This window comes from Pseudomonas sp. RIT-PI-r (assembly GCF_001297015.1).
Taxonomy (GTDB): Bacteria; Pseudomonadota; Gammaproteobacteria; order Pseudomonadales; family Pseudomonadaceae; genus Aquipseudomonas.
On record NZ_LIGE01000047.1, the window covers coordinates 359,415 to 381,913 of the forward strand.

Annotated in this window: 19 protein-coding genes; 11 read left to right on the forward strand and 8 right to left on the reverse strand. The window is 59.0% G+C overall.

The genetic code is table 11. The features are described from left to right. Positions 1-2 precede the first annotated feature (2 nt). Together AK821_RS29010 and AK821_RS29015 are read right to left on the reverse strand one after the other, a co-directional pair. Positions 3-1,184 carry an amino acid ABC transporter permease gene (locus AK821_RS29010; protein ID WP_064393292.1) on the reverse strand — a complete coding sequence of 394 codons (1,182 nt, stop codon included), beginning with the start codon at positions 1,182-1,184 and terminating at the stop codon, positions 3-5. 65 nt (positions 1,185-1,249) lie between these two features. Beyond that, positions 1,250-2,281, reverse strand: a complete 1,032-nt coding sequence (locus AK821_RS29015) for an amino acid ABC transporter substrate-binding protein (RefSeq protein WP_007914328.1) — start codon at positions 2,279-2,281, stop codon at positions 1,250-1,252. 468 nt (positions 2,282-2,749) lie between these two features. On the opposite strand from AK821_RS29015, the gene AK821_RS29020 reads away from it, so the two are divergent. From AK821_RS29020 to AK821_RS29040, 5 genes are all read left to right on the forward strand, one after another. Next, complete coding sequence (locus tag AK821_RS29020) at positions 2,750-3,406, forward strand: alpha/beta hydrolase (protein ID WP_064393293.1); 657 nt, start codon at positions 2,750-2,752, stop codon at positions 3,404-3,406. 96 nt (positions 3,407-3,502) lie between these two features. After that, positions 3,503-4,981 (forward strand): ATP-dependent RNA helicase RhlB, encoded by a 1,479-nt coding sequence (gene rhlB, locus AK821_RS29025; protein ID WP_064393294.1) that lies wholly within the window; start codon positions 3,503-3,505, stop codon positions 4,979-4,981. Between the two features lie 135 nt (positions 4,982-5,116). After that, positions 5,117-6,061 (forward strand): ornithine cyclodeaminase family protein, encoded by a 945-nt coding sequence (locus tag AK821_RS29030; protein ID WP_064393295.1) that lies wholly within the window; start codon positions 5,117-5,119, stop codon positions 6,059-6,061. A 150-nt stretch (positions 6,062-6,211) separates the two neighbouring features. Further along, complete coding sequence (locus AK821_RS29035) at positions 6,212-7,339, forward strand: NAD(P)/FAD-dependent oxidoreductase (RefSeq protein ID WP_064393296.1); 1,128 nt, start codon at positions 6,212-6,214, stop codon at positions 7,337-7,339. A gap of 94 nt (positions 7,340-7,433) precedes the next feature. Next, positions 7,434-8,060 carry a helix-turn-helix transcriptional regulator gene (locus AK821_RS29040; protein ID WP_064393297.1) on the forward strand — a complete coding sequence of 209 codons (627 nt, stop codon included), beginning with the start codon at positions 7,434-7,436 and terminating at the stop codon, positions 8,058-8,060. Between the two features lie 124 nt (positions 8,061-8,184). On the opposite strand, the gene AK821_RS29045 is transcribed toward AK821_RS29040, so the two are convergent. From AK821_RS29045 to AK821_RS29070, 6 genes are all read right to left on the reverse strand, one after another. Further along, the gene (locus AK821_RS29045; RefSeq protein ID WP_064393298.1) at positions 8,185-8,961 is read right to left on the reverse strand and encodes an ABC transporter substrate-binding protein; all 777 of its coding nucleotides are present in this window, start codon (positions 8,959-8,961) and stop codon (positions 8,185-8,187) included. A gap of 241 nt (positions 8,962-9,202) precedes the next feature. Then, the gene (gene moaE, locus AK821_RS29050) at positions 9,203-9,655 is read right to left on the reverse strand and encodes a molybdopterin synthase catalytic subunit MoaE (RefSeq protein ID WP_064393299.1); all 453 of its coding nucleotides are present in this window, start codon (positions 9,653-9,655) and stop codon (positions 9,203-9,205) included. A gap of 3 nt (positions 9,656-9,658) precedes the next feature. Next, positions 9,659-9,901: a molybdopterin converting factor subunit 1 gene (gene moaD, locus AK821_RS29055; protein ID WP_064393300.1), complete on the reverse strand. Its 243-nt coding sequence runs from the start codon at positions 9,899-9,901 to the stop codon at positions 9,659-9,661. Continuing rightward, positions 9,898-10,371 (reverse strand): cyclic pyranopterin monophosphate synthase MoaC, encoded by a 474-nt coding sequence (gene moaC, locus AK821_RS29060; protein WP_064393301.1) that lies wholly within the window; start codon positions 10,369-10,371, stop codon positions 9,898-9,900. The genes moaD and moaC overlap by 4 nt, the downstream gene beginning before the upstream one ends. A gap of 239 nt (positions 10,372-10,610) precedes the next feature. Next, entirely contained in the window at positions 10,611-12,005 is a 1,395-nt protein-coding gene (locus AK821_RS29065) for a PhoH family protein (RefSeq protein ID WP_008080207.1), read from the reverse strand. 337 nt (positions 12,006-12,342) lie between these two features. Then, positions 12,343-13,467, reverse strand: a complete 1,125-nt coding sequence (locus AK821_RS29070; RefSeq protein WP_064393302.1) for a polysaccharide deacetylase family protein — start codon at positions 13,465-13,467, stop codon at positions 12,343-12,345. Positions 13,468-13,717: 250 nt separating this feature from the next. Here AK821_RS29070 and yaaA point away from each other — a divergent pair, with 250 nt between their 5' ends. From yaaA to AK821_RS29100, 6 genes are all read left to right on the forward strand, one after another. Then, on the forward strand, positions 13,718-14,497 hold the full coding sequence (yaaA, locus tag AK821_RS29075; protein WP_064393303.1) for a peroxide stress protein YaaA: 780 nt from the start codon (positions 13,718-13,720) through the stop codon (positions 14,495-14,497). Positions 14,498-15,308: 811 nt separating this feature from the next. Next, positions 15,309-16,625 carry a nucleotide sugar dehydrogenase gene (locus AK821_RS29080; RefSeq protein WP_008087506.1) on the forward strand — a complete coding sequence of 439 codons (1,317 nt, stop codon included), beginning with the start codon at positions 15,309-15,311 and terminating at the stop codon, positions 16,623-16,625. A gap of 178 nt (positions 16,626-16,803) precedes the next feature. Beyond that, positions 16,804-18,285 (forward strand): mannuronan synthase, encoded by a 1,482-nt coding sequence (gene alg8, locus AK821_RS29085; RefSeq protein WP_301303247.1) that lies wholly within the window; start codon positions 16,804-16,806, stop codon positions 18,283-18,285. A gap of 35 nt (positions 18,286-18,320) precedes the next feature. After that, a complete protein-coding gene (locus AK821_RS29090) occupies positions 18,321-19,490 on the forward strand; it encodes an alginate biosynthesis protein Alg44 (protein WP_064393305.1) in 1,170 nt (389 codons plus the stop codon). Between the two features lie 9 nt (positions 19,491-19,499). Then, positions 19,500-21,005 (forward strand): alginate biosynthesis TPR repeat lipoprotein AlgK, encoded by a 1,506-nt coding sequence (algK, locus tag AK821_RS29095; RefSeq protein ID WP_305889162.1) that lies wholly within the window; start codon positions 19,500-19,502, stop codon positions 21,003-21,005. Continuing rightward, a complete protein-coding gene (locus AK821_RS29100) occupies positions 21,002-22,483 on the forward strand; it encodes an alginate export family protein (RefSeq protein WP_064393307.1) in 1,482 nt (493 codons plus the stop codon). Before algK ends, AK821_RS29100 begins: the two co-directional genes overlap by 4 nt. The last annotated feature ends 16 nt before the right edge of the window (positions 22,484-22,499 follow it).

Sequence of the window (22,499 nt, forward strand, 5' to 3'; positions counted from 1 at the left end):
CCTTACCGCTCGATCAGCGCAATGCGCTTGTTGTACCAGTTCATCAGCAGAGAAATGCTGATACTGATCGCCAGGTACACGCTCATGGTGATGGCAATCACCTCGATCGCCTGACCGGTCTGGTTAAGCACCGTGCCGGCGAACAGCGAGACCATTTCCGGGTAACCGATACCGGCGGCCAGCGAAGAGTTTTTCGCCAGGTTGAGGTATTGGCTGGTCAGCGGCGGAATGATCACGCGCAGGGCTTGCGGAATGATCACCTTGCGCAGGGTCGGGCCGTTGCGCAGGCCGAGCGAACGCGCCGCTTCGGTCTGACCATGGCTGACCGACTTGATCCCGGAACGCACGATCTCGGCAATGAACGCCGCGGTGTATACGGTCAGGGCCAGAGTCAAGGCGAGCAATTCCGGGATCAGCACCCAGCCGCCGACAAAGTTGAAGCCTTTGAGCTCAGGCATTTCCCAGTGCAACGGGGCACCGAAGATCAGTGCGCACAGGGTCGGGATCACTAGCAGAATCGCCAGACCAACCCAGAACTTGTGGAACGGCACGCCGGTTTCTTCAAAGCGCTTGTTCGCCCAGCGTGTCATCAGCACGATGCCGACAATGGCCACCACGATACTGATCACGAACGCCCAGAAACCGTCGGCGGCCAGCGCGGCCGGCATGTTCAGGCCACGGCTGCTGACGAAGAAGGTGTCACCGAAGTTATGGCTGTTGCGCGGCCCTGGCATGGTCAGGAATACCGCGAAGTACCAGAACAGAATCTGCAGCAGTGGCGGAATGTTGCGGAAGACTTCCACATACACGGTTGCCAGTTTGCTGATGATCCAGTTCTGCGACAGGCGCGCCACACCGATGATGAAACCGAGGATCGTCGCCAGAATCACGCCGATGACGGTCACCAGCAGGGTATTGAGCAGACCGATGACAAAGACGCGGGCATAGCTGTCCGCTTCGGTGTAGTCGATCAGGTGTTGAGCGATGCCGAAGCCGGCACTGCGCTCAAGAAAGCTGAAGCCGGAAGTGATGCCCCGGTGCTGCAGGTTGGTTTGGGTGTTGTCGAACAGGTACCAGCCCATCGAGACCACCGCGACAACGGTGATGATCTGGAATAGCCACGCACGCACTCGTGGATCGCTGAGGCTGAGCCTCTGCTTTGGTGCGCCGATTGAATTTTGCATGAAGTGCCCCGCAAGAAATGGAACAGAACATCACCCGGCGGTTGGCCCGCCGGGTGATAGAACCATTAGCGCACTGGTGGTGCGTACTGAATGCCGCCGTTGTTCCACAGGGCGTTCAGGCCACGGTCGATTTCCAGCGGAGTGCTCTTGCCGAGGTTTTTCTCGAAGATTTCGCCGTAGTTGCCGACTTGCTTGACGATCTGCACAACCCAGTCCTTCGGCAGTTTCAGGTCTTTGCCGTATTCGCCGTCGGCACCGAGCATACGAGCGACGTCCGGGTTCTTGGTCGACTTGGCTTCAGCCTCGACGTTCTTCGAGGTGATGCCGGCTTCTTCGGTGTTGAGCAGCGCGTAGCCAACCCAACGCACGATGGCCAGCCACTCGTCGTCGCCGTTACGCACGACCGGACCCAGTGGTTCTTTGGAAATGGTTTCCGGCAGAACCACGTAGTCTTTCGGCGATGCCAGCTTGGAGCGCTGGGCAAACAGCTGAGACTTGTCGGAGGTCAGTACGTCGCAACGACCGGATTCCAGCGACTTGGCGCTTTCATCGGAGGTGTCGAAAGTGATCGGGGTGTATTTCAGACCGTTGCCGCGGAAGTAGTCGGAAACGTTCAGTTCGGTAGTGGTACCGGCCTGGATGCAGATGGTTGCACCGTCCAGCTCTTTGGCACTTTTCACGCCCAGCTTGTTGTTCACCAGAAAGCCGATGCCGTCGTAGTAGGTAATGAAGCCCGGGAATTTCAGGCCCATGCCCGCATCGCGGGAACTGGTCATGGTGGTGTTGCGCGACAGGATGTCGATCTCGCCCGATTGCAGCGCGGTGAAGCGCTCCTTGGCGTTCAACTGACTGAACTTGACCTTGGTCGCGTCGCCGAATACGGCAGCGGCCACAGCGCGGCAGACGTCAGCGTCGATCCCGAGGATCTTGCCGGTAGCGTCCGGTACCGAGAAGCCCGGCAGACCGTCGCTCACGCCACACTGCACGAAACCTTTCTTCTGCACTGCATCCAGGGTTGCACCCGCCTGAGCGAACCCGCTGACACCGAGTACTGTTGCTGCAGTCACGATGGCCAGGGTGGATTTCAACATCTTCATTCAAACCTCCAGTTTTGCTCTTGTTGTGTCGGAGCTTGAGTCCAGTCGCACCCTTTTGAGGCGTTGTTGACCCGTGTTGGCTTTTTTTGGGGTCAACCGACGTAAGACCTTCGCTATGAGTCTAGTAGGAGAAAATCCACATCATGGACAACTCACTTCTCACCAATCGGCCGAACGGGCTGTAGCCCTTTCACGTTCGCTGCGCCCGTAGCGGCCATTGGCGAACATCCATCACCGGATTTTTTGCAATCCCGTCGCCAGTCGTACACTGATAGTGTTACCGCCGGGCGTAGGATCTTTCGTACAGTTCCCTCCATAGCAAAGCCCGTACCACACCGACTGCGGAAACGATTCGGCGACAGGTCAATAGCAAAACTTGTAACCTTGCGACATCTTCTTAACGGATCAACCAGACGCGCACTCGAATCACGCACTCAATGAGAGCGCCCGCACATATTTGGAGCAGACATGACCGAGCCCTTGATTCTTCAGCCTGTTAAGCCCGCAGACGCCTGCGTGATCTGGCTGCACGGCCTCGGCGCCGATCGCTATGACTTCCTGCCCGTAGCGGAAGCCTTGCAGGAAAGCCTGTTGAGCACGCGTTTCGTGCTACCGCAGGCGCCGACTCGTCCAGTGACGATAAATGGCGGATATGCCATGCCGAGCTGGTACGACATCAAGGCGATGAGCCCGGCGCGAGCGATTGATCGCGATGAGCTGGAAGCCTCTGCCGATCGCATCATCGAATTGATCGAAAACGAGCGCGCCAGCGGAATAGACGCCTCGCGGATTTTCCTCGCAGGGTTTTCCCAGGGTGGCGCCGTGGTCCTGCACAGCGCATTTGTGAAATGGCAGGGGCCGTTGGGCGGTGTGCTGGCGTTGTCGACGTATGCGCCGACCTTTAATGATGAGATGCAGCTTTCAGCCAGTCAGCAGCGGATTCCCGCGATATGCCTGCACGGCCAGTTTGATGGCGTGGTGCAGAACTCGATGGGACGCAGCGCCTACGAGCATTTGGTGAAGCATGGTGTCACCGTGACATGGCAGGAATACCCAATGGAGCACGAAGTGTTACCCGAGGAAATTCGCGACATTGGCGTCTGGTTGAGCGAGCGTCTGCGCTGATCACGCCAGCATTGCCTGTCCTTTGATCATCCCACTACGCCGCGCCCGTTTCTTGCATTACACTGGCCGGCGTACATTCCTTAACCAATTGATGAGATGACCGTGCTCGAAGCACTCAAGAAAATGTTCGGTAAAAGCGAGGCTGAGCAGCTCGCGCCAGTTCCCAGTGTGCCGTCGCACGCCCCCGGTCATCGCCACGATGCGCCCCAGGCCGACCGCCCCGCTGCCGTAGCAGCACCGAAGCAAGACCCAAAACCCGTTCCGGCCGCGCCAATCGTCGCCGAGCCTGCACGCAGTGAAGAGCCGAAACCGGCCAGACCGCGTCGCGAACCGAAGCCCAAGGCTCCGGTCATTCCGTGGAAGCTCGAAGATTTCGTCGTCGAGCCACAGGAAGGTAAAACCCGCTTTCACGATTTCAAACTGGCTCCAGAACTGATGCACGCCATTCAGGATCTGGGCTTCCCGTATTGCACGCCGATCCAGGCGCAAGTGCTGGGTTTCACCCTCGCCGGCAAAGACGCCATTGGCCGCGCGCAAACCGGTACCGGTAAAACCGCCGCGTTCCTGATCTCGATCATCACCCAACTGTTGCAAACACCGCCGCCGAAAGAACGCTACATGGGCGAACCCCGTGCGCTGATCATCGCGCCGACCCGTGAGCTGGTGGTGCAGATCGCCAAGGACGCCGCCGACCTGACCAAGTACACCGGCCTCAACGTCATGACGTTTGTTGGCGGCATGGACTTCGACAAGCAGCTCAAGCACCTCGAAGCGCGCCACTGCGACATCCTCGTCGCGACCCCGGGCCGCCTGCTCGACTTCAACCAGCGTGGCGACGTGCACCTGGACATGGTCGAAGTGATGGTGCTGGACGAAGCCGACCGCATGCTCGACATGGGATTCATCCCGCAAGTGCGGCAGATCATTCGTCAGACCCCGCCGAAAAGCGAACGCCAGACGCTGCTGTTCTCCGCGACCTTCACCGAAGACGTGATGAACCTCGCCAAGCAGTGGACGACCGATCCGTCCATCGTCGAAATCGAAATCACCAACGTCGCCAACGAAAACGTCGAGCAACATATTTACGCCGTGGCCGGTGCCGACAAATACAAACTGCTCTACAACCTGGTCAACGACAATGGCTGGGAGCGGGTGATGGTCTTCGCCAACCGCAAGGACGAAGTCCGCCGCATCGAAGAGCGTCTGGTGCGCGACGGTGTGAACGCTGCGCAGTTGTCCGGCGACGTGCCACAACACAAACGCATTAAAACCCTGGAAGGCTTCCGCGAAGGCAAGATCCGCGTTTTGGTCGCCACCGATGTTGCCGGTCGCGGCATCCACATCGACGGCATCAGCCACGTGATCAACTTCACCCTGCCGGAAGTGCCGGACGACTACGTGCACCGCATCGGCCGTACCGGTCGTGCGGGCGCTGACGGCGTGTCGATCAGCTTCGCCGGTGAGGACGACTCCTACCAGTTGCCGTCCATCGAAGAGAAGCTCGGTCGCAAGATCAGCTGTGAAACGCCGCCGACGCACCTGTTGCGTGCGGTTGAGCGCAAACGTCCGCAGTAAGCGCCGTTTGAAAGCGAAGCGCAGCCGGCAACGGACTGCGCTTTTTTTTCGCCCGGGATTTGATCGGAGCTTGCGAGACACAACTAAAAGTCCATAATGGACAAATAAGTTTAAATAAAAACTCCGGAGCCTGACATGTCCAGTACGCCCTACGTGATCGACCAGCATCAGGCCCGCGAGTTATTGGCGCGTCTCGATGTGCCGCAGATCCTGCGCAAGCTGTTTCACGACCTTGCAACGGGTAACGCCGTGCAGCCGGCGCAGCAGCTGGTGGAATTCCCGCAGGGTGCTGGCGACTTCATCAATTATCTAGGCGTGCTGGCCGAGGATGGCGTTTACGGGGTCAAGACTTCGCCGTACATCGTTCGCGAGCAAGGTGCGCTGGTAACGGCGTGGACGCTGTTGATGTCGATGAAAACCGGTCAGCCGTTGTTGCTGTGTGATGCAGGTGAACTGACCACTGCGCGTACGGCGGCGACTACAGCGGTGGCGGTTGATGCGCTCGCGCCTTTGGACGCTGAACATTTGGCGATTATTGGGAGCGGCAAGGTTGCTCAGGCGCATCTGCACTATGTGAAATCGCTGCGTGACTGGCAGAGCATCAGCCTGTATTCGCCAAGTTTGTCCGCCGACATGCAAACTCAATCACTGTTGAAAGCCATTACGCCCAATCTGAAGATCGCTGACAGCCGTGAAGCGGCCATCGCCGAAGCTGATGTGATCATGCTCTGCACCTCCTCAGCCGGGCCGGTGATCGATCCGGCCGCGTTGAGCAAACCGACGCTGATCACCTCGATCAGCACCAACGCCCCGCGCGCCCATGAAGTCCCGCCGCAGAGTCTCAATGACATGCAGGTGTTCTGTGACTATCGTCTGACCACGCCGGGGTCGGCGGGTGAGATGTTGATTGCCAGTGAACAGCATGGCTGGAGCCAGGATTCGATTGTTGGTGACCTCGCCGACCTGCTCAGCGAGAAAGTGCAGCGCCCGGGTTACGACCGTCATGTGTTTTTCCGCTCAATCGGCTTGGGCCTGGAAGACATTGCCCTGGCCAATGCGGTTTATCACTTAACCCACTAACACCAAAAATCCCTTGTGGGAGCGAGCCTGCTCGCGAATGCGGTCTGACATTCACCGAAGATGTCGACTGATACGCCGCTTTCGCGAGCAGGCTCGCTCCCACAGGGGACTAGCGAACGCCTTGATATTGCGTACTCACTGGAGAACCTCATGAGCCAGGCAGATTTCATCATCATCGGCGGCGGGATTGCCGGCGCTTCCACTGGTTTCTGGCTGTCGCCCCACGCCAAAGTCATCGTGCTCGAGCGCGAATCCCATCCGGCCTATCACTCCACCGGCCGCTCCGCTGCGCTGTTCACCGCCGCCTACGGCACACCGCAAGTGCGCGCACTGACCCAGGCCAGCCGTGAGTTTTTCGATCATCCGCCCGCCGGTTTCTGCGAACATCCATTGCTGACCCCACGCGGCGAAATGACCGTCGATTTCACCGGTGACCCCGCCGAACTCAACAACCAATACCTCAGCGCCAAAGCCACAGTCCCTGAGATGCAGTTGCTCACTGCCGACGAAGCCTGCGCGCGGCTACCGATCCTGCGCCGGGAAAAAGTCCACGGCGCGATCTACGATCCAAGTGCCAGCGACATCGACACCGACGCCTTGCATCAGGGCTACCTGCGTGGCATTCGTCGCAATAACGGTGAAGTCCACACCGAGTGCGAAGTGCTCGGCCTGAGCCGCGACGCCGACGGCCTCTGGCAGGTGCAAACCAACGGCCAGACTTTCAGCGCACCGATGATCATCAACGCCGCCGGCGCCTGGGCGGACAAGATCGGCGCACTGGCCGGCGCCAAGCCGCTGGGCCTGCAGCCGAAACGCCGCGCCGCGTTCATCTTCGCCGGCCCCGAAGGCGTCGACATTCATCACTGGCCGATGCTGGTCAGCCTCGATGAGTCCTTCTATATGAAGCCCGACGCCGGCATGTTCCTCGGCTCGCCGGCCAACGCCGACCCAGTCGAACCTCACGACGTGCAACCGGAAGAACTGGACATCGCCATGGGCATTTACCAGATCGAAGAGGCCACCACGCTGACCATCCGCCGCCCGACCCGCACCTGGGCCGGTCTGCGCAGTTTTGTCGCCGACGGCGATCTGCTCAGCGGTTTTGATCAACAGGTGCCGGGGTTGTTCTGGGTCGCCGCGCAAGGTGGCTACGGCATTCAGACTTCGCCGGCAATGGGCCAGGCCAGCGCGGCGTTGGTGCGTGGCGAGCCCCTGCCCGAGCACTTGCGCAACTTCGGCCTGAGCAGCGCCATGCTCGCCCCGGCCCGCCTCGCCTGATCGCCCCATCCGGATGACGCGCCCAACGGATTGCGGCACACTCGCAGCGCCTCCTGATCACGGAGGCGTTGACGCTGCCTGGAGTTCCACTGTCATGACCGCCCCTGAATTCGACCCGGCCCTGGATAACTTCCGTGCCATCGCCGATGCCATCGCCACGCTGTTCTTTCCGCACGCCGAAGTGGTGCTGCACGATCTGCGCACGCAGAAGGTCGATTACATCGCCAACAACCTGTCCAAGCGCGAGATCGGTGACGACTCATCGCTGGAAGACATGCTCAGCGAAGATGTCAGCGACAGGAACATCGGCCCGTACGAGAAGCTCAACTGGGACGGTCAGAAGATTCGTAGCCTGAGCAGCGTCCTGCGCGACAGCGAAGGCCTGCCACTGGCGGTGCTGTGCATCAACCTGAATATTTCGTTGTTCGAGAATGCCAAGGCTGCGCTGGACCTGTTCCTGTCGCCGAGCAAACTGATCCCGCAACCGGATTCCCTGTTTCGTGATGACTGGCAGGAACGCATCAACACCTTCCTCCATGCCTGGCTGCGCGAGCGGCAACTGAGCCTGAATGTGCTGACCCGCGATCACAAACGGGAGCTGGTGCTGGCACTGCACGCCGAAGGCGCGTTCAAGGGCAAGAGCGCCTCGAACTATGTGGCCAATGTGCTGAACATGGGGCGGGCGACGGTGTACAAGCATTTGAAGGAAATGAAGGGCTAGAGATTTGCGGTGATTGAACCGACCCCATCGCTGGCAAGCCAGCTCCCACAGTTTTTTTGTTGCACACAACATCTGTGTACGACTCAATCACTGTGGGAGCTGGCTTGCCAGCGATGACGGACTATCAGTCGCCGTAAATGTCGGACTTGAAATACTTCTCGGAAATCTTCTGGTACTCGCCACTCGCGCGAATACCATCAATCGCGCCATTCAACTGGCTGACCAATTCAGTATTGCCTTTGCGCACCGCAATCCCGGCGCCCTCGCCGACGTACTTCGGATCCTTCAACTCAGGCCCGACAAACGCATAACCCTTGCCACGCGGCATCGACAAAAAGTCGTTCAACGGAATGGTATCGGCAAAAATCGCATCGAGGCGCCCCGCCGCCAGGTCCATGTAGATCTCTTCGTTGTTACTGTAGCGCTTGACGTTGATGCCCTTCGGTTCGAACACCTCGGTGGCGTAACGATCAGTAGTCGTTGCGCGCTGCACGCCGACGTTCTTGCCCTTGAGGCTGGCGTATTGATCATCAACCGTGGCGCCTTCCTTCATCACCAGACGCGACGAAGTGAAGTAGTACTTGTGGGTAAAATCCACCGACTTCTTGCGGTCTTCGTTGATCGTCATCGACGACAGCGCCATGTCGATCTTCTTCACTTTCAGCGAAGGAATCAGACCGTCGAACTCACCTTCGACCCACACGCACTTGACCTTCATCTGCGCGCACAGGGCGTTGCCGATGTCGTAGTCGAAACCGACGATTTCGCCCTTGTCGGTTTTCGACGCGAATGGCGGGTAAGCGGCTTCAATGCCGATGCGCAGGGTTTGTTCGGCGGCGAACGCGCTGGCGCAGGACAACAGGCTGAGGGCCAGACCGGTGATGAGGGGGAGTTTCTTCATGTTCGTTCTCTCGCGGGTTGTTGTTGGTTTGGCAAGAAAGAGCTGAAACGGAGGGAGATACTTTTTTGTACTTATAAATCCATATTGGACTTATATGTATAGGCAGTCAATCAGGCAAAGACAGAGGTTTTTGGTGTTGCAGATGACGTCATCGCGAGCAGGCTCACTCCTACAGGGGGAACGCATTCCAATTGTAGGAGTGAGCCTGCTCGCGATGGCTGACTAGAGGGCGACTCAGGGTTTATTTCTTCCAGCGATCCGCAGCCGCATGATCGCTGTCCCGCCCCTCAACCCAACGCGGCCCGTCACTGGTGTTTTCCTTCTTCCAGAACGGCGCACGGGTTTTCAGGTAGTCCATCACAAAGGCGCAGGCATCGAACGCGGCCTGGCGATGGGCACTGGCGGCGCCGACAAACACAATCGGTTCACCCGGCTCCAGCGCGCCGATGCGATGCAGCACTTCGAGCTTCAACAGCGGCCAGCGCTGCTCGGCTTCGATGACGATCTTGCCGAGGGCTTTTTCGGTCATGCCTGGATAGTGCTCAAGGAACATTCCCGCCACATCCAGTCCATCGTTGAAGTCGCGCACATAGCCGACAAAACTCACTACCGCGCCGACGCCGACATTGGCCGCATGCATCGCGTTGACTTCAGCGCCGGGATCGAACGGCGTGGCCTGCACACGAATCGTCATGGCTCAGCCTCCGGTCACGGTAGGGAAGAACGCCACTTCGTCGCCATCGACCACCGGCTCGTCGAGCTGGCAGAGGTCTTCGTTGCGCGCGCACATCAGGTTCTGCTCGCTCAGTACTTCAGCGCCATCACGTTTCGCCAGCAATGCGCGCACGTCTTCAACGGTGGCGAAATCGCCTTCAACGTTCACCGAATCGACGCCCAGCGCTTCACGGTAACGGGCAAAAAACTTCACGGTCAGGTTCATGGCTGCTCCGCTTGAAAGTGCCCGCTCTTGCCGCCGACCTTTTCCAGCAGACGCACGCTTTCGATGGTCATGCCGCGATCCACGGCTTTGCACATGTCGTAGATGGTCAGGGCGGCGACGCTGGCGGCGGTCAGCGCTTCCATCTCGACGCCGGTCTGCCCGGACAGCTTGCAGCGGGCGACGATGCGCACCGCGTCTTCACCTTCGGCGCTGAGTTCGACTTTGACGCCAGTGAGCAGCAGCGGGTGGCACAGAGGAATCAGATCGCTGGTTTTCTTCGCCGCTTGAATGCCGGCAATGCGCGCCACGGCGAACACGTCACCCTTGGGATGGCCGCCGCTGACGATCATCTGCAGGGTTTCGGGGAGCATGCGCACCAGCGCTTGGGCCGTCGCTTCACGGAACGTCACGGCTTTTTCGGTGACGTCGACCATGTTGGCGCGACCTTGGGAATCGAGATGAGTCAGCACGGGATTACTCCTGATCAGGAGCGGGGATTGTAAACCTGCGGGTCAAATTTCTGCGAGTGAGATTACCGTCACCCCGCAAATCCCCTGTAGGAGTGAGCCTGCTCGCGATAGCGGTGTGTCAGCCAACACTCATGTTGAATGTCACACCGCTATCGCGAGCAGGCTCACTCCTACAATGGTTTTGTGTTCAGGCATAAAAAACCGGGCGGCTGTTGGGCCGCCCGGTTTTGGGTGAAGGGTTACAAATGGGTTTCGGCGTATTCAGCCAAGATCGAGCGAGGCACCCCTTGCAGGGTGATGTGCACACCGTTGGGGAAATCCTTGAAGCGTTCGGTCAGGTAGGTCAGCCCGGAGCTGGTCGCGGACAGGTAAGGGGTGTCGATCTGTGCGAGGTTGCCCAGGCACACCACTTTGGAACCGGCGCCGGCACGGGTGATGATGGTTTTCATCTGGTGCGGCGTGAGGTTCTGGCATTCGTCGATCAGGATCAGGCTCTGCTGGAAGCTGCGACCACGAATGTAGTTGAGCGATTTGAACTGCAACGGCACTTTGCTGAGGATGTAATCGACGCTGCCATGGGTATTTTCGTCATCCATGTGCAAGGCTTCGAGGTTGTCGGTGATGGCGCCCAGCCAAGGCTCCATTTTTTCCGCTTCGGTGCCGGGCAGGAAGCCGATTTCCTGGTCCAGGCCCTGCACGCTGCGGGTCGCGATGATGCGGCGATAACGCTTGCTGACCATGGTCTGCTCAATCGCAGCAGCCAGTGCCAGAATGGTTTTACCGGAGCCTGCGGCACCTGACAGGTTGACCAGATGAATGTCCGGATCGAGCAGCGCGTACAGCGCCAGACTTTGATAAATGTCGCGCGGTTTAAGGCCCCACGCTTCCTGGTGCAGCAGCGGTTCCTGGTGCAGGTCGAGAATCAGCAAGCGGTCTTCTTCAATCTCCTTGATCCAGCCGACGAAGCCCTGCTCATCAATGATGAACTCATTGATGTGTACCGCCGGCAAATTGTCGATCAATTGCACCTGGTGCCAGGTGCGGCCGTGATCCTGACGGGTTTCAACCTTGCTCACGCGGTCCCAGAAGGAGCCGGTCATGTTGTGGTAACCGTTGGGCAGCAGGGATACGTCGTCGACCAGTTGGTCGGTGCTGTAGTCCTCGGAGGCGATACCGCAGGCGCGCGCCTTGAGGCGCATGTTGATGTCTTTGGTGACCAGCACCACCGGTTTTTTCGGCTCGCGGGTGTGCAGGTCGATCAGTTGGTTGATGATTTTGTTGTCGTTCAGGTGCTCGGGCAGAATCAGGTTCGATTCAGCCTGCTTGCTCATCAGAATTGACAGCAAGCCCTTCGGCCCGCCCTTGCCGCGCTGGATCGGTACACCCAGTTCGACGTCTTCCGGGGAAGCATCACCCAGGGTCTTGTCGATCAGCCGGATGGCCTGACGGCATTCGGCGGCCACGCTGTGATGCCCGCTCTTGAGCTTGTCCAGCTCTTCAAGCACGGTCATCGGGATCGCAACGTGGTGTTCTTCGAAATTCAGCAGGGCGTTTGGATCGTGAATCAATACGTTGGTATCGAGTACATACAGGATTGGCTGGTTGGAGGAAGGGCTACGTCCGTGATCATCCATACTCGGTCACCTATGTCAGAGCCAGTAGACGCAATACCTGAGCGGTGCTGCGCCTCGAAGTGACTGCCGAAATCTCACCTGCGGAGATTCAAGTGACTGCAAACAAACGGGTCTTGGAAGACGCCACCTGTGTTGCAGGTTTCGGCGGTCTGTCTTCGTAATACTCCAAAACCGATGACATAAAAAAGTACTTTGACGGTTTTTTTAAGTTTATTTTGCAAAGTGACGAAAAGCCCTTGGCGGACTCCGTCGACACCGTTAGAGTCGGAAGTCCGCCTGCATCAAATCCTCTGAAAAAATCGCCCTACGCCCAATGTTTCCGGGCTTTTGCCGTTTCTCAGCGAAACGCGTCCTGACAGTCTTCCCAGCCAATGCCGCTCTGCGCGGTTTGCGTGATCAGCCACGGCAACGAGGTCTTCACCGCGTCTTGTTTCATGTTGAAATTGATCACCCCGTGACGCCACAGCAGCATCAGGGTCAGCACTCGCTGTGCACTCGCCGCGCCTTTGAGTTTGCCGGCACCGTCCTGGGCATCGATGTCCCACAGTGCCACTTGCAGCCCTTGGCTATTGAAGAAGCCTTGTGCATCACTGCGGCGCTGGCCCTCCGGCGGACGGAACAGCGGCACGTAGTTTTCCGGCAGTTTGGTCTTCACCAGATCGGCGCTGCGGCGCACTGAATCCTGCCAGTCCTGCCAGTGACTGTGGGAGCGGAACTCCCAACCCTGCACACCGACGCATTGTTTCGAGAAGCTCGCTTGCAGGCTGGTGACCGAGCGATCGGCCAACCGCGCCTGGATATCCTTGCCCAACACGAAGAACGTGCCACTGAGGTTCGATTTGCGCAGGTACTCGGTGAGCCAGTCGGTGTTGTCCGGCTGCAGGTTGGCGGCGCTGTCGAAGGTCAGCAGAAACAGCCGGTCGTGCATCTCGTCGCCATTGCGCTCGTAGTCGCCGAAACGATCGAATTCGTTGCTGGTCTGCGGTGACAAGGCCGCCTTGCGCATCAATTCGTCCAGATACTGCAAATGGAAGATCCGGCTCGGCTCGGCCCACTTGGTGTAATAACTGTCGTCGCTGACCACGAACTTCGCGGCCTGCTCGCGCAGGGTCGGCAGGTCTTCGACGAGGAAGCAGAACGAGGCATCCTGGTCGCAGCTTTGCTGGGCGTAGTTGTAGTTGGTCAACAGCCGCTGCCAGAGGTGCTGGCGCAGGCTGTTGACCGCGTCGATATTGATCGTGCGCAGGCCCAGACGCTGAGCCAAAGCAGCTTCGTCAATCGATTCGGTGCCGAGCAGGCCACGGGCGAACATGAGGATTTCTGCCCGGGACGCGACGTCGAACAAGGTCGGACTGGTCAGTTGTTCCGGCCAGGTGCTGCGATCCAGCGTCGCCACATCGCCCGGCGCCGCAACGGCACCGAAGCTCAACAGCCATGCGGTGAATAAAAGAACAATGCGCAAAAGGGATGTCTCCATAACAAAACCCGCGCGGCACTATAGCTGATAAGCCACGACGCTGATCCCTGTAGGAGTGAGCCTGCTCGCGATAGCAATAGATCAGTCACCACCCTGTTGAATGTCAGACCGCTATCGCGAGCAGGCTCACTCCTACAGGGAATGCGCCAAGCCGTCGATCACCTATCACGCTCATAGCTGGAGTCAACTCGGACAACCCCCTAGAATCGCCCCCACGATTAAAGGAGACGACTTCATGCTGATGGTGATTTCCCCCGCCAAGACCCTCGATTACGAAACACCGCCGGCGACCCAGCGCTTCACTCAGCCGCAATACCTCGACCATTCCCAGGAACTGATCCAGCAACTGCGCGACCTGACCCCGGCGCAGATCAGCGAACTGATGCACGTATCGGACAAGATCGGCGGGCTCAACGCCGCGCGTTTCGGCAGCTGGACGCCCGCGTTCACCCCAGAGAATGCCAAGCAGGCACTGCTCGCCTTCAAGGGTGACGTCTACACCGGTCTCGACGCGCAATCCTTCAGCGAAGCCAATTTCGATTACGCGCAAAAACACCTGCGCATGCTCTCCGGCCTCTACGGCCTGCTGCGTCCGCTGGACTTGATGCAACCGTATCGCTTGGAAATGGGCACCAAACTGGCCAACGCCCGTGGCAAAGACCTTTATGCCTTCTGGGGCACGCGCATCAGCGAATGGCTGAACGAAGCGCTGGCCGATCAGGGCGACGACATTCTGCTCAACCTCGCCTCAAACGAATACTTCTCGGCGGTCAAACGCACAGCGTTGAACGCGCGGATCATCAACACCGAGTTCAAGGATCAGAAGAACGGCCAGTACAAGATCATCAGCTTCTACGCGAAGAAGGCTCGCGGCCTGATGAGCCGTTTCGTGATCCAGGAAAAAATCAACGATCCAGCGCTGCTCAAGCAATTCGATGTACAGGGTTATCGCTACAGCGCTGAACAGTCGAAACCCGACAATCTGGTGTTTTTGCGCGACCACGCACCTGAATAAAGCATGCCCAATGCACGACTCTTTCTATAAAGAGTCGTGCAGCTCGCACGATGTCAAAAATCCCCCGCCTGTTTTCGCCATTTTAATGGCGCCAGAAATACCTCCCTGTCTTTTCTAAGATTAGTTTCACTCGACACTGATCATTTTTTTCAGTAGTGGCACCTAAATTTTTTCACCGTAGTGGCACAAAACTATCTAACGTGATTATTCGCCTGTTAATAAAGGTCGGAAACGAAAGTGCTATCAAATTGAGATTAGTGCCATCTCTGACAATATTTCAAGAAATTTCAGATTTCGCGATGAGCGGACAGGAACTTCGTCCGAATGCATAGCTCATACCACCGGTAACGATTCTCGCCGAGTTTGTACGAGATAACTTACGCAGAGCAGAAAGCCATGTAACCAAGTTGTCACAGCAACTTGCCCGAATGACTAACTAGTCTGATTACGGAACGATGGACAGGAGATACGCACCATTAATATCCCCTACAAAGGCCATGGCCGCGCCCCTATAAACGTGCTCGCCTGAGCACCAAACCGCTTGATTTACGGGACTTTCATCCTGCCATCGAGCGCGCAAGACGATTGCACAAGAGTCTTCCACAAGGAAGATCGGCTGCATAACAGGGCAAGTCATAACAACAAGGCCTGGTTGCGCACATCTTGAGTGCACTTATTTAGACACTCGAAACTTAGTATGCCTGCACACGGCATTGTGGCGCCTGTAAGCCGCACTTTCGAGTGCACTAATGAACGCTGAACACCATTAACTCCGGCCTTCTAAGGCCTGATATATACAGAGGTAATTGCGATGCGCATCAGCATATTTGGTTTGGGTTACGTTGGCGCAGTATGTGCCGGTTGCCTGTCTGCACGGGGCCATGACGTGGTTGGCGTCGATGTTGCCAAAGACAAGATCGACATGATCAACGCTGGCAAATCCCCCATTGTTGAACCGGGCCTGGGCGAACTTCTGCAACAGGGTATCCAGACCGGTCGTCTGCGTGGCACGACCAACTTCGCCGAAGCGATTCGTGACACTGACCTGTCGATGATCTGCGTTGGCACGCCGAGCAAAAAGAACGGCGACCTCGAACTGAACTACATCGAAGCGGTATGCCGCGAGATCGGTTTTGTTCTGCGTGAAAAGACCACCCGCCATACCATCGTCGTACGCAGCACCGTACTGCCGGGCACTGTTGCCAACGTGGTGATCCCGATTCTCGAAGACTGCTCGGGCAAGAAGGCCGGCGTCGACTTCGGCGTTGCGGTCAACCCTGAGTTCCTGCGCGAATCCACCGCCATCGCCGACTACGACCTGCCACCGATGACCGTCATCGGCGAGTTCGACAAGGCTTCGGGCGACGTTCTGCAATCGCTGTACGAAGAACTCGACGCACCGATCATCCGCAAGGACATCGCTGTCGCCGAGATGATCAAGTACACCTGCAACGTCTGGCACGCGACCAAAGTGACCTTCGCCAACGAGATCGGCAACATCGCCAAAGCGGTCGGCGTTGATGGCCGTGAAGTGATGGAAGTGGTCTGCCAGGACAAGACCCTCAACCTGTCCCAGTACTACATGCGCCCGGGCTTCGCCTTCGGCGGCTCGTGCCTGCCGAAAGACGTGCGCGCCCTGACCTACCGCGCCGGTTCCCTGGACGTCGAAGCGCCGCTGCTCAACTCGCTGATGCGCAGCAACGAATCGCAAGTGCAGAACGCCTTCGACATTGTTGAAAGCCACGACAAACGCAAAGTCGCCCTGCTCGGCCTGAGCTTCAAGGCCGGCACCGACGACCTGCGCGAAAGCCCGCTGGTAGAACTGGCCGAGATGCTGATCGGCAAGGGTTACGACCTGAGCATCTACGACAGCAACGTCGAGTACGCCCGTGTTCACGGCGCGAACAAGGACTACATCGAGTCGAAAATCCCGCACGTATCGTCCCTGCTCAACGCGGACTTCGATTCGGTGATCGACAACTCCGACGTGATCATCCTCGGCAACCGCGACGAGAAATTCCGCGCGCTGGCCCAACAAGCGCCGCACGGCAAACAGGTCATCGACCTGGTCGGCTTCATGGCCAAAGCCACCGACGCCGGTACTCGCACCGAAGGTATCTGCTGGTAAAGCAGCCCTGTAGGAGCTGTCGAGTGAAACGAGGCTGCGATCTTTTCGGGAACACCAAAATCCCAAGCGAAAGATCAAAAGATCGCAGCCTTCGGCAGCTCCTACATGTCCTTGCAAGTTTTTGTAAGCCTGCCTTAACCCCATCGGGCCCGGCCCGAGATAGAGACGGATGCAGATTATGCACAGGCTAAAGCACGGCCTACTTCAGGCCGCCGGTTGGCTGTTTTACCTAAGTTTGTTGATGGGCCTGGCCTTGATGCTGCCCACGTCCACATTCGACTCCGAGTCGAAGGACTTCATTTTCCTGATTGGCGCCGTGGGTATCTGGCGCTACTCGATGGGTGCAACGCACTTTGTGCGCGGCATGATTTTTCTCTACATCGTTTACCCGCACCTGCGCCGCAAAGTGCGCAAGCTGGGTAAGGCGGCGGACCCGTCGCATGTGTTCCTGATGGTCACCAGTTTCCGTATCGACGCGCTGACCACGGCGCAGGTCTACAGCTCGGTGATCCGTGAAGCCATCGATTGCGAACTGCCGACCACCGTGGTCTGCTCGATCGTCGAAATGTCCGATGAGCTGCTGGTCAAGGCACTGTGGGCGCGGATGAATCCGCCAGATCGCGTCAAGCTCGACTTCGTGCGCATTCCCGGCACCGGCAAACGTGATGGCCTGGCCTACGGTTTCCGCGCGATCTCCCGTCACCTGCCGGACGACCGTGCAGTCGTCGCGGTGATCGATGGCGACACCGTGCTCGGCGAAGGCACCGTGCGCAAGACCGTGCCGTGGTTCCAGCTGTTCGGCAACGTCGGCGGCCTGACCACCAACGAATTCTGCGAAGTGCGCGGCGGCTACATCATGAGCGAATGGCACAAGCTGCGTTTCGCCCAGCGCCACATCAACATGTGCTCGATGGCCCTGTCCAAGCGCGTACTGACCATGACCGGTCGTATGTCGGTGTTCCGCGCCACCGTGGTGACCAACCCGGAATTCATCGCCGACGTTGAAAGCGACTCGCTGCAACACTGGCGTCTGGGCCGCTTCAAGTTTTTGACCGGCGACGACAAGTCGAGCTGGTTCAGCCTGATGCGCCTCGGTTACGACACCTTTTACGTGCCTGACGCGGCGATCAACACCGTGGAACACCCGCCGGAAAAAAGCTTTATCAAGGCCAGCCGCAAACTGATGTTCCGCTGGTACGGCAACAACCTGCGGCAGAACTCGCGAGCGCTGGGCCTGGGTGTGAAACGCCTCGGCGCCTTCACCTCGGTGGTGCTGTTCGATCAACGCGTATCGATGTGGACCTCCTTGCTCGGCCTGACCGTGGCGATCATCGCCAGCTTCAAATACGGCACCGCGTTCATCCTGGTTTACCTGCTGTGGATCGGCATCACCCGCCTGATCCTGACATTGCTGCTGTCGTGCTCCGGTCACCGCATCGGCCCGGCTTACCCAGCGATTCTGTATTACAACCAGATCGTCGGTGCGCTGGTGAAGATCTACGTGTTCTTCCGCCTCGACCAACAATCCTGGACTCGCCAACCCACATCCCTGACCCGTGATCTCGCCAGCTTTCAACGTTGGTTCAACACCTGGTCGTCTCGGACCATGACCTTCTCCGCCGGCAGCATTTTTGTCGCCGTGCTGCTGATGATGGTCTGACCCGCCCCTATTGAATTAACAAGGAAATCGCCCCTATGAATACCGCCGTCAACGCCAACGTAGTGCATGAATCCGAAGCCCAGCGCCAACACGCCCGCGTGAAAATCCCGGCCAAGCTGCGCTTCTTCGGTCCAGACCGGACGCCGGTCGAAGCGCGGGTCATCGACCTGTCTGCCGGTGGTCTGGCGTTCAACGCCGGGCAACTTCAGTTGACCATTGGCCAGGTGTACAAGGCGCGTCTGCAATTCGTCATCGACAACCTCGGCATCGCCATGGACGTTGAACTGCAAGTGCGTTCCTTCGACCGCCAGACCGGCCGTGCCGGCTGCCAGTTCCAGAACCTTGAGCCGCAGGACATTTCCACCCTGCGCCACTTGATCACTTCGCACCTGGCCGGCGACATCGTCAGCATCGGCGAAGTACTGGCAACCCTGCAGCGCGACAACTTCACCAAAGCGCGCAAGGTCAAGGACGGCGGCTCCGGCATGACCCCGTTCGGGCGCCTGAAAGCAGTGACCTTCAGCGCCGGTATCTTCGCGGTCGGTCTGGTCGCGGCGGGGCTCATTTTCAAATCGGTATACGGCATGTACTTCGTCAGCCACGCGCAGGCCGGTCTGGTCAGCGTACCGGGGATGAACATCACCATGCCGCGCGACGGCACCGTGCAGAGCCTGGTCAAGTCCGATGGCGTCGCGGCCAAAGGCGCGCCACTGGCGACCTTCAGCACCAGCATGCTCGATGTGCTCAAGGGCCATCTGGAAGAAGATCAACTGTCCCCGGCCAAGGTTGAAGAACTGTTCGGCAAGCAAATGACCGGCACCCTGACTTCGCCGTGCGATTGCACCGTGGCCCAGCAACTGGTGGCGGACGGTCAGTACGCAAGCAAAGGTGATGTGATCTTCCAATTGGTGCCGCGCAACACCCAGGCCACCGTCGATGCGCGCTTCTCTTATCGCCAGTTCGGCGACGTGCGTCCGGGCACCCCGGTGAGCTTCCAGATCGCCGGCGAAGACAAGACCCGCACCGGCAAGATCGTCAGCAGCACCAGCCTGAAAAGCGCCGACCTGTCCTCCGACATCCGCGTGCAGATCCAGCCTGACGAGCCGCTCGACAGCAGCCTCGCCGGCCGTCCGGTGGAAGTGAACAGCGACCGTGGCCCGAACCTGAACTGGCTGATCGACAAAGCCATGGCTGCCGGTCTTTAAGTCGAGGACATGCCTGTGACTACTCCTATCTTCAACACACCGCCAACCCTGTGGGAGCGAGCCTGCTCGCGATGGGAGCGCCGCGGTTTGTCTGATGTACCGAGTTGCCTGAATCGCGAGCAGGCTCACTCCTACATGGGGACCGTGTGTGCCTTGGCATTGGCGGTGAGTCTGGCCGGTTGCGCCGGCCTGCCCGATCAGCGTCTGGCCAACGAAGCGCTGAAGCGTGGCGACACCGCCACCGCCGCGCAGAACTATCAGCAACTGGCCGATCTGGGTTACAGCGAAGCGCAAGTCGGCCTCGCGGATATCCAGGTCGACAGCCGCGACCCTGCACAAATGAAACAGGCCGAAGCGACTTATCGCGCTGCCGCCAGTGTTTCGCCGCGTGCGCAGGCACGTCTTGGCCGTCTGCTGGTGGCCAAACCGGGTTCCACCGAAGCCGAGCATCAGGAAGCCGAAAGCCTGCTGAAAAAAGCCGCCGCCAATGGCGAAGGCAACACGTTGATCCCGCTGGCGATGCTCTACCTGCAATACCCGCACAGCTTCCCCAACATCAACGCGCAGCAGCAGATCGATCAGTGGCGCAAATCCGGTTACCCGGAAGCAGGTCTGGCGCAGGTGCTGCTGTATCGCACTCAGGGCACTTACGACCAGCACCTGGATGACGTGGAAAAGATCTGCAAAGCCGCGCTCAACACCACCGACATTTGCTACGTCGAACTGGCGACCGTGTACCAGAAACGCGCGCAGCCAGAGCAACAGGCCGAGCTGATCAAACAAATGCAGGCCGGTTACGCCCGTGGCACCGTCACTGCGCAACGCGTTGATTCCGTGGCCCGTGTACTGGCCGATTCGACCCTGGGCAAGCCTGACGAAAAAACCGCGCAGTCGCTGCTTGAACCAATCGCTCCGGGCTACCCGGCGTCGTGGGTGACTCTCGCGCAATTGCTCTACGACTACCCGGAACTGGGTGACGTCGACCAGATGATGAAGTACCTCGACAACGGCCGCGCCGCCGACCAGCCGCGCGCCGAACTGTTGCTGGGCAAGCTCTACTACGAAGGGAAAATGGTCCCGGCCGACGCCAAAGTCGCTGAAGAACATTTCCAGAAAGCCGTCGGCCGTGAAGTCGCCGCCGACTACTACCTCGGCCAGATCTATCGCCGTGGCTACCTCGGCAAGGTCTATCCGCAGAAGGCCCTCGACCATCTGCTGACCGCTGCGCGCAACGGCCAGAACAGCGCCGACTTCGCCATCGCGCAACTGTTTTCCCAAGGCAAGGGCACCAAACCCGACCCGCTCAACGCCTACGTGTTCAGCCAATTGGCCAAGGCGCAAAACACCCCGCAAGCCGATGAGCTGGCGACCACCCTCGCCGCGCAACTGCCGCCCGAGCGTCTCGCCGAAGCGCAGCGTCTGCTGCAACAGGAGCAAGCCAGCCGTGGCGCTCTGAACCCGAACACGCTGCAACTGCACGCCCTGCAAGAAGAAGACGGCGAGGAAAAATTATGAAGTTGAATCCATTCGTGAAGGCCGGTATTGGCCTCACTTTCGCGCTGATCTGGTCTTGCCCGACACTGGCCGCGATGACTGAAACCAAGAACTTCGGCCTCGAAGTGAAAGTCACCGGCCAGTCCGAAGACGACCGTGATCTTGGCACCGCCAGCGGCGGCGACGTCAACGGCGTCGGCCTCGACCTGCGTCCGTGGATCTACGGCGAAAGCGGCGCGTGGAGCGCCTACGCCATGGGCCAGGCCGTGACCTCGACCGACATCATCGAAACCGACACCCTGCAACAATCCGACGGTGAACAAGCCACCGACAACAGTGATCGCAAAACCAAGAAAAACTACCTGGCGATGCGCGAGTTCTGGGTCGGCTACAGCGGCCTTACCCCGTACCCAGGCGAGATGCTCAAGTTCGGTCGCCAGCGCCTGCGCAATGACGACGGCCAATGGCGCGACACCAACATCGAAGCGTTGAACTGGACCTTCGACACCACCCTGTTGCGCGCCAACGCCGGTGTCGCCGAACGCTTCAGCGAATACCGCACCGACCTCAAAGAGCTGGCGCCGAAAGACAAGGATCGCCTGCACGCCTACGCCGATGCCGCTTACCAGTGGACACCGGGGCAATGGGTCGGCATTCGTGGTCACCACACCCACGATGACGGCAAACTCGATTACGCCGAACCCGGTGTTCCGCGCGACTCGCTGGACAAGACCGAGAACGGTGACATCAGCTGGATCGGCCTGACTGCCGACAGCGACGCCTACAACTGGCGCAACACCAACACCGTCAACTACTGGGGCAGCATCACCGGCATGAGCGGCGACCGCGACACGGTCAACGCGCTGAACGCCGATGGTTCGCGCCCGGCGCAAGCCAAGCGCAGCGATGACGTCAACGGCTGGGCTACTGACATCGGTGTGCGTCTGCGCCTCGATCCGCAATGGCAAGTCGGCGGCGCCTATGCCCGCGCCAGCGCCGATTACGAGCAAAACGGTCTGGAGAGCAACCGCTCCAACTACACCGGTACGCGCTCGCGGGTGCACCGTTTCGGCGAAGCGTTCCGTGGCGAAATGAACAACATGCAGACCGCAACGCTGTTCGGTTCGTGGATGGTCAACGACGAGTACGACGCCAGCCTGATCTACCACAAGTTCTGGCGTGTCGACGGCAACAAGCCAGTCGGCAGCAACGGTATCAACGCGGTGGAAAACAACACCGACGACGCCACCGGCGCGATCCTTTCCAGCACCTCGCTGCCGCTTGAAGACGGCAACAAGGACCTCGGTCAGGAGATGGATCTGGTCGTCACCAAGTACTTCAAGCAAGGCCTGTTGCCGGCGGCGTTGAGCCAGTCGATCGACGAGCCTTCGGCCCTCGTGCGTTTCCGTGGCGGTGTGTTCAAACCGGGCGATGCCTACGGCAAGCAGGTTGATTCGTACATGCACCGCGCGTTCATCGACGTGATCTGGCGCTTCTGATGCAAACCGCCAAGGG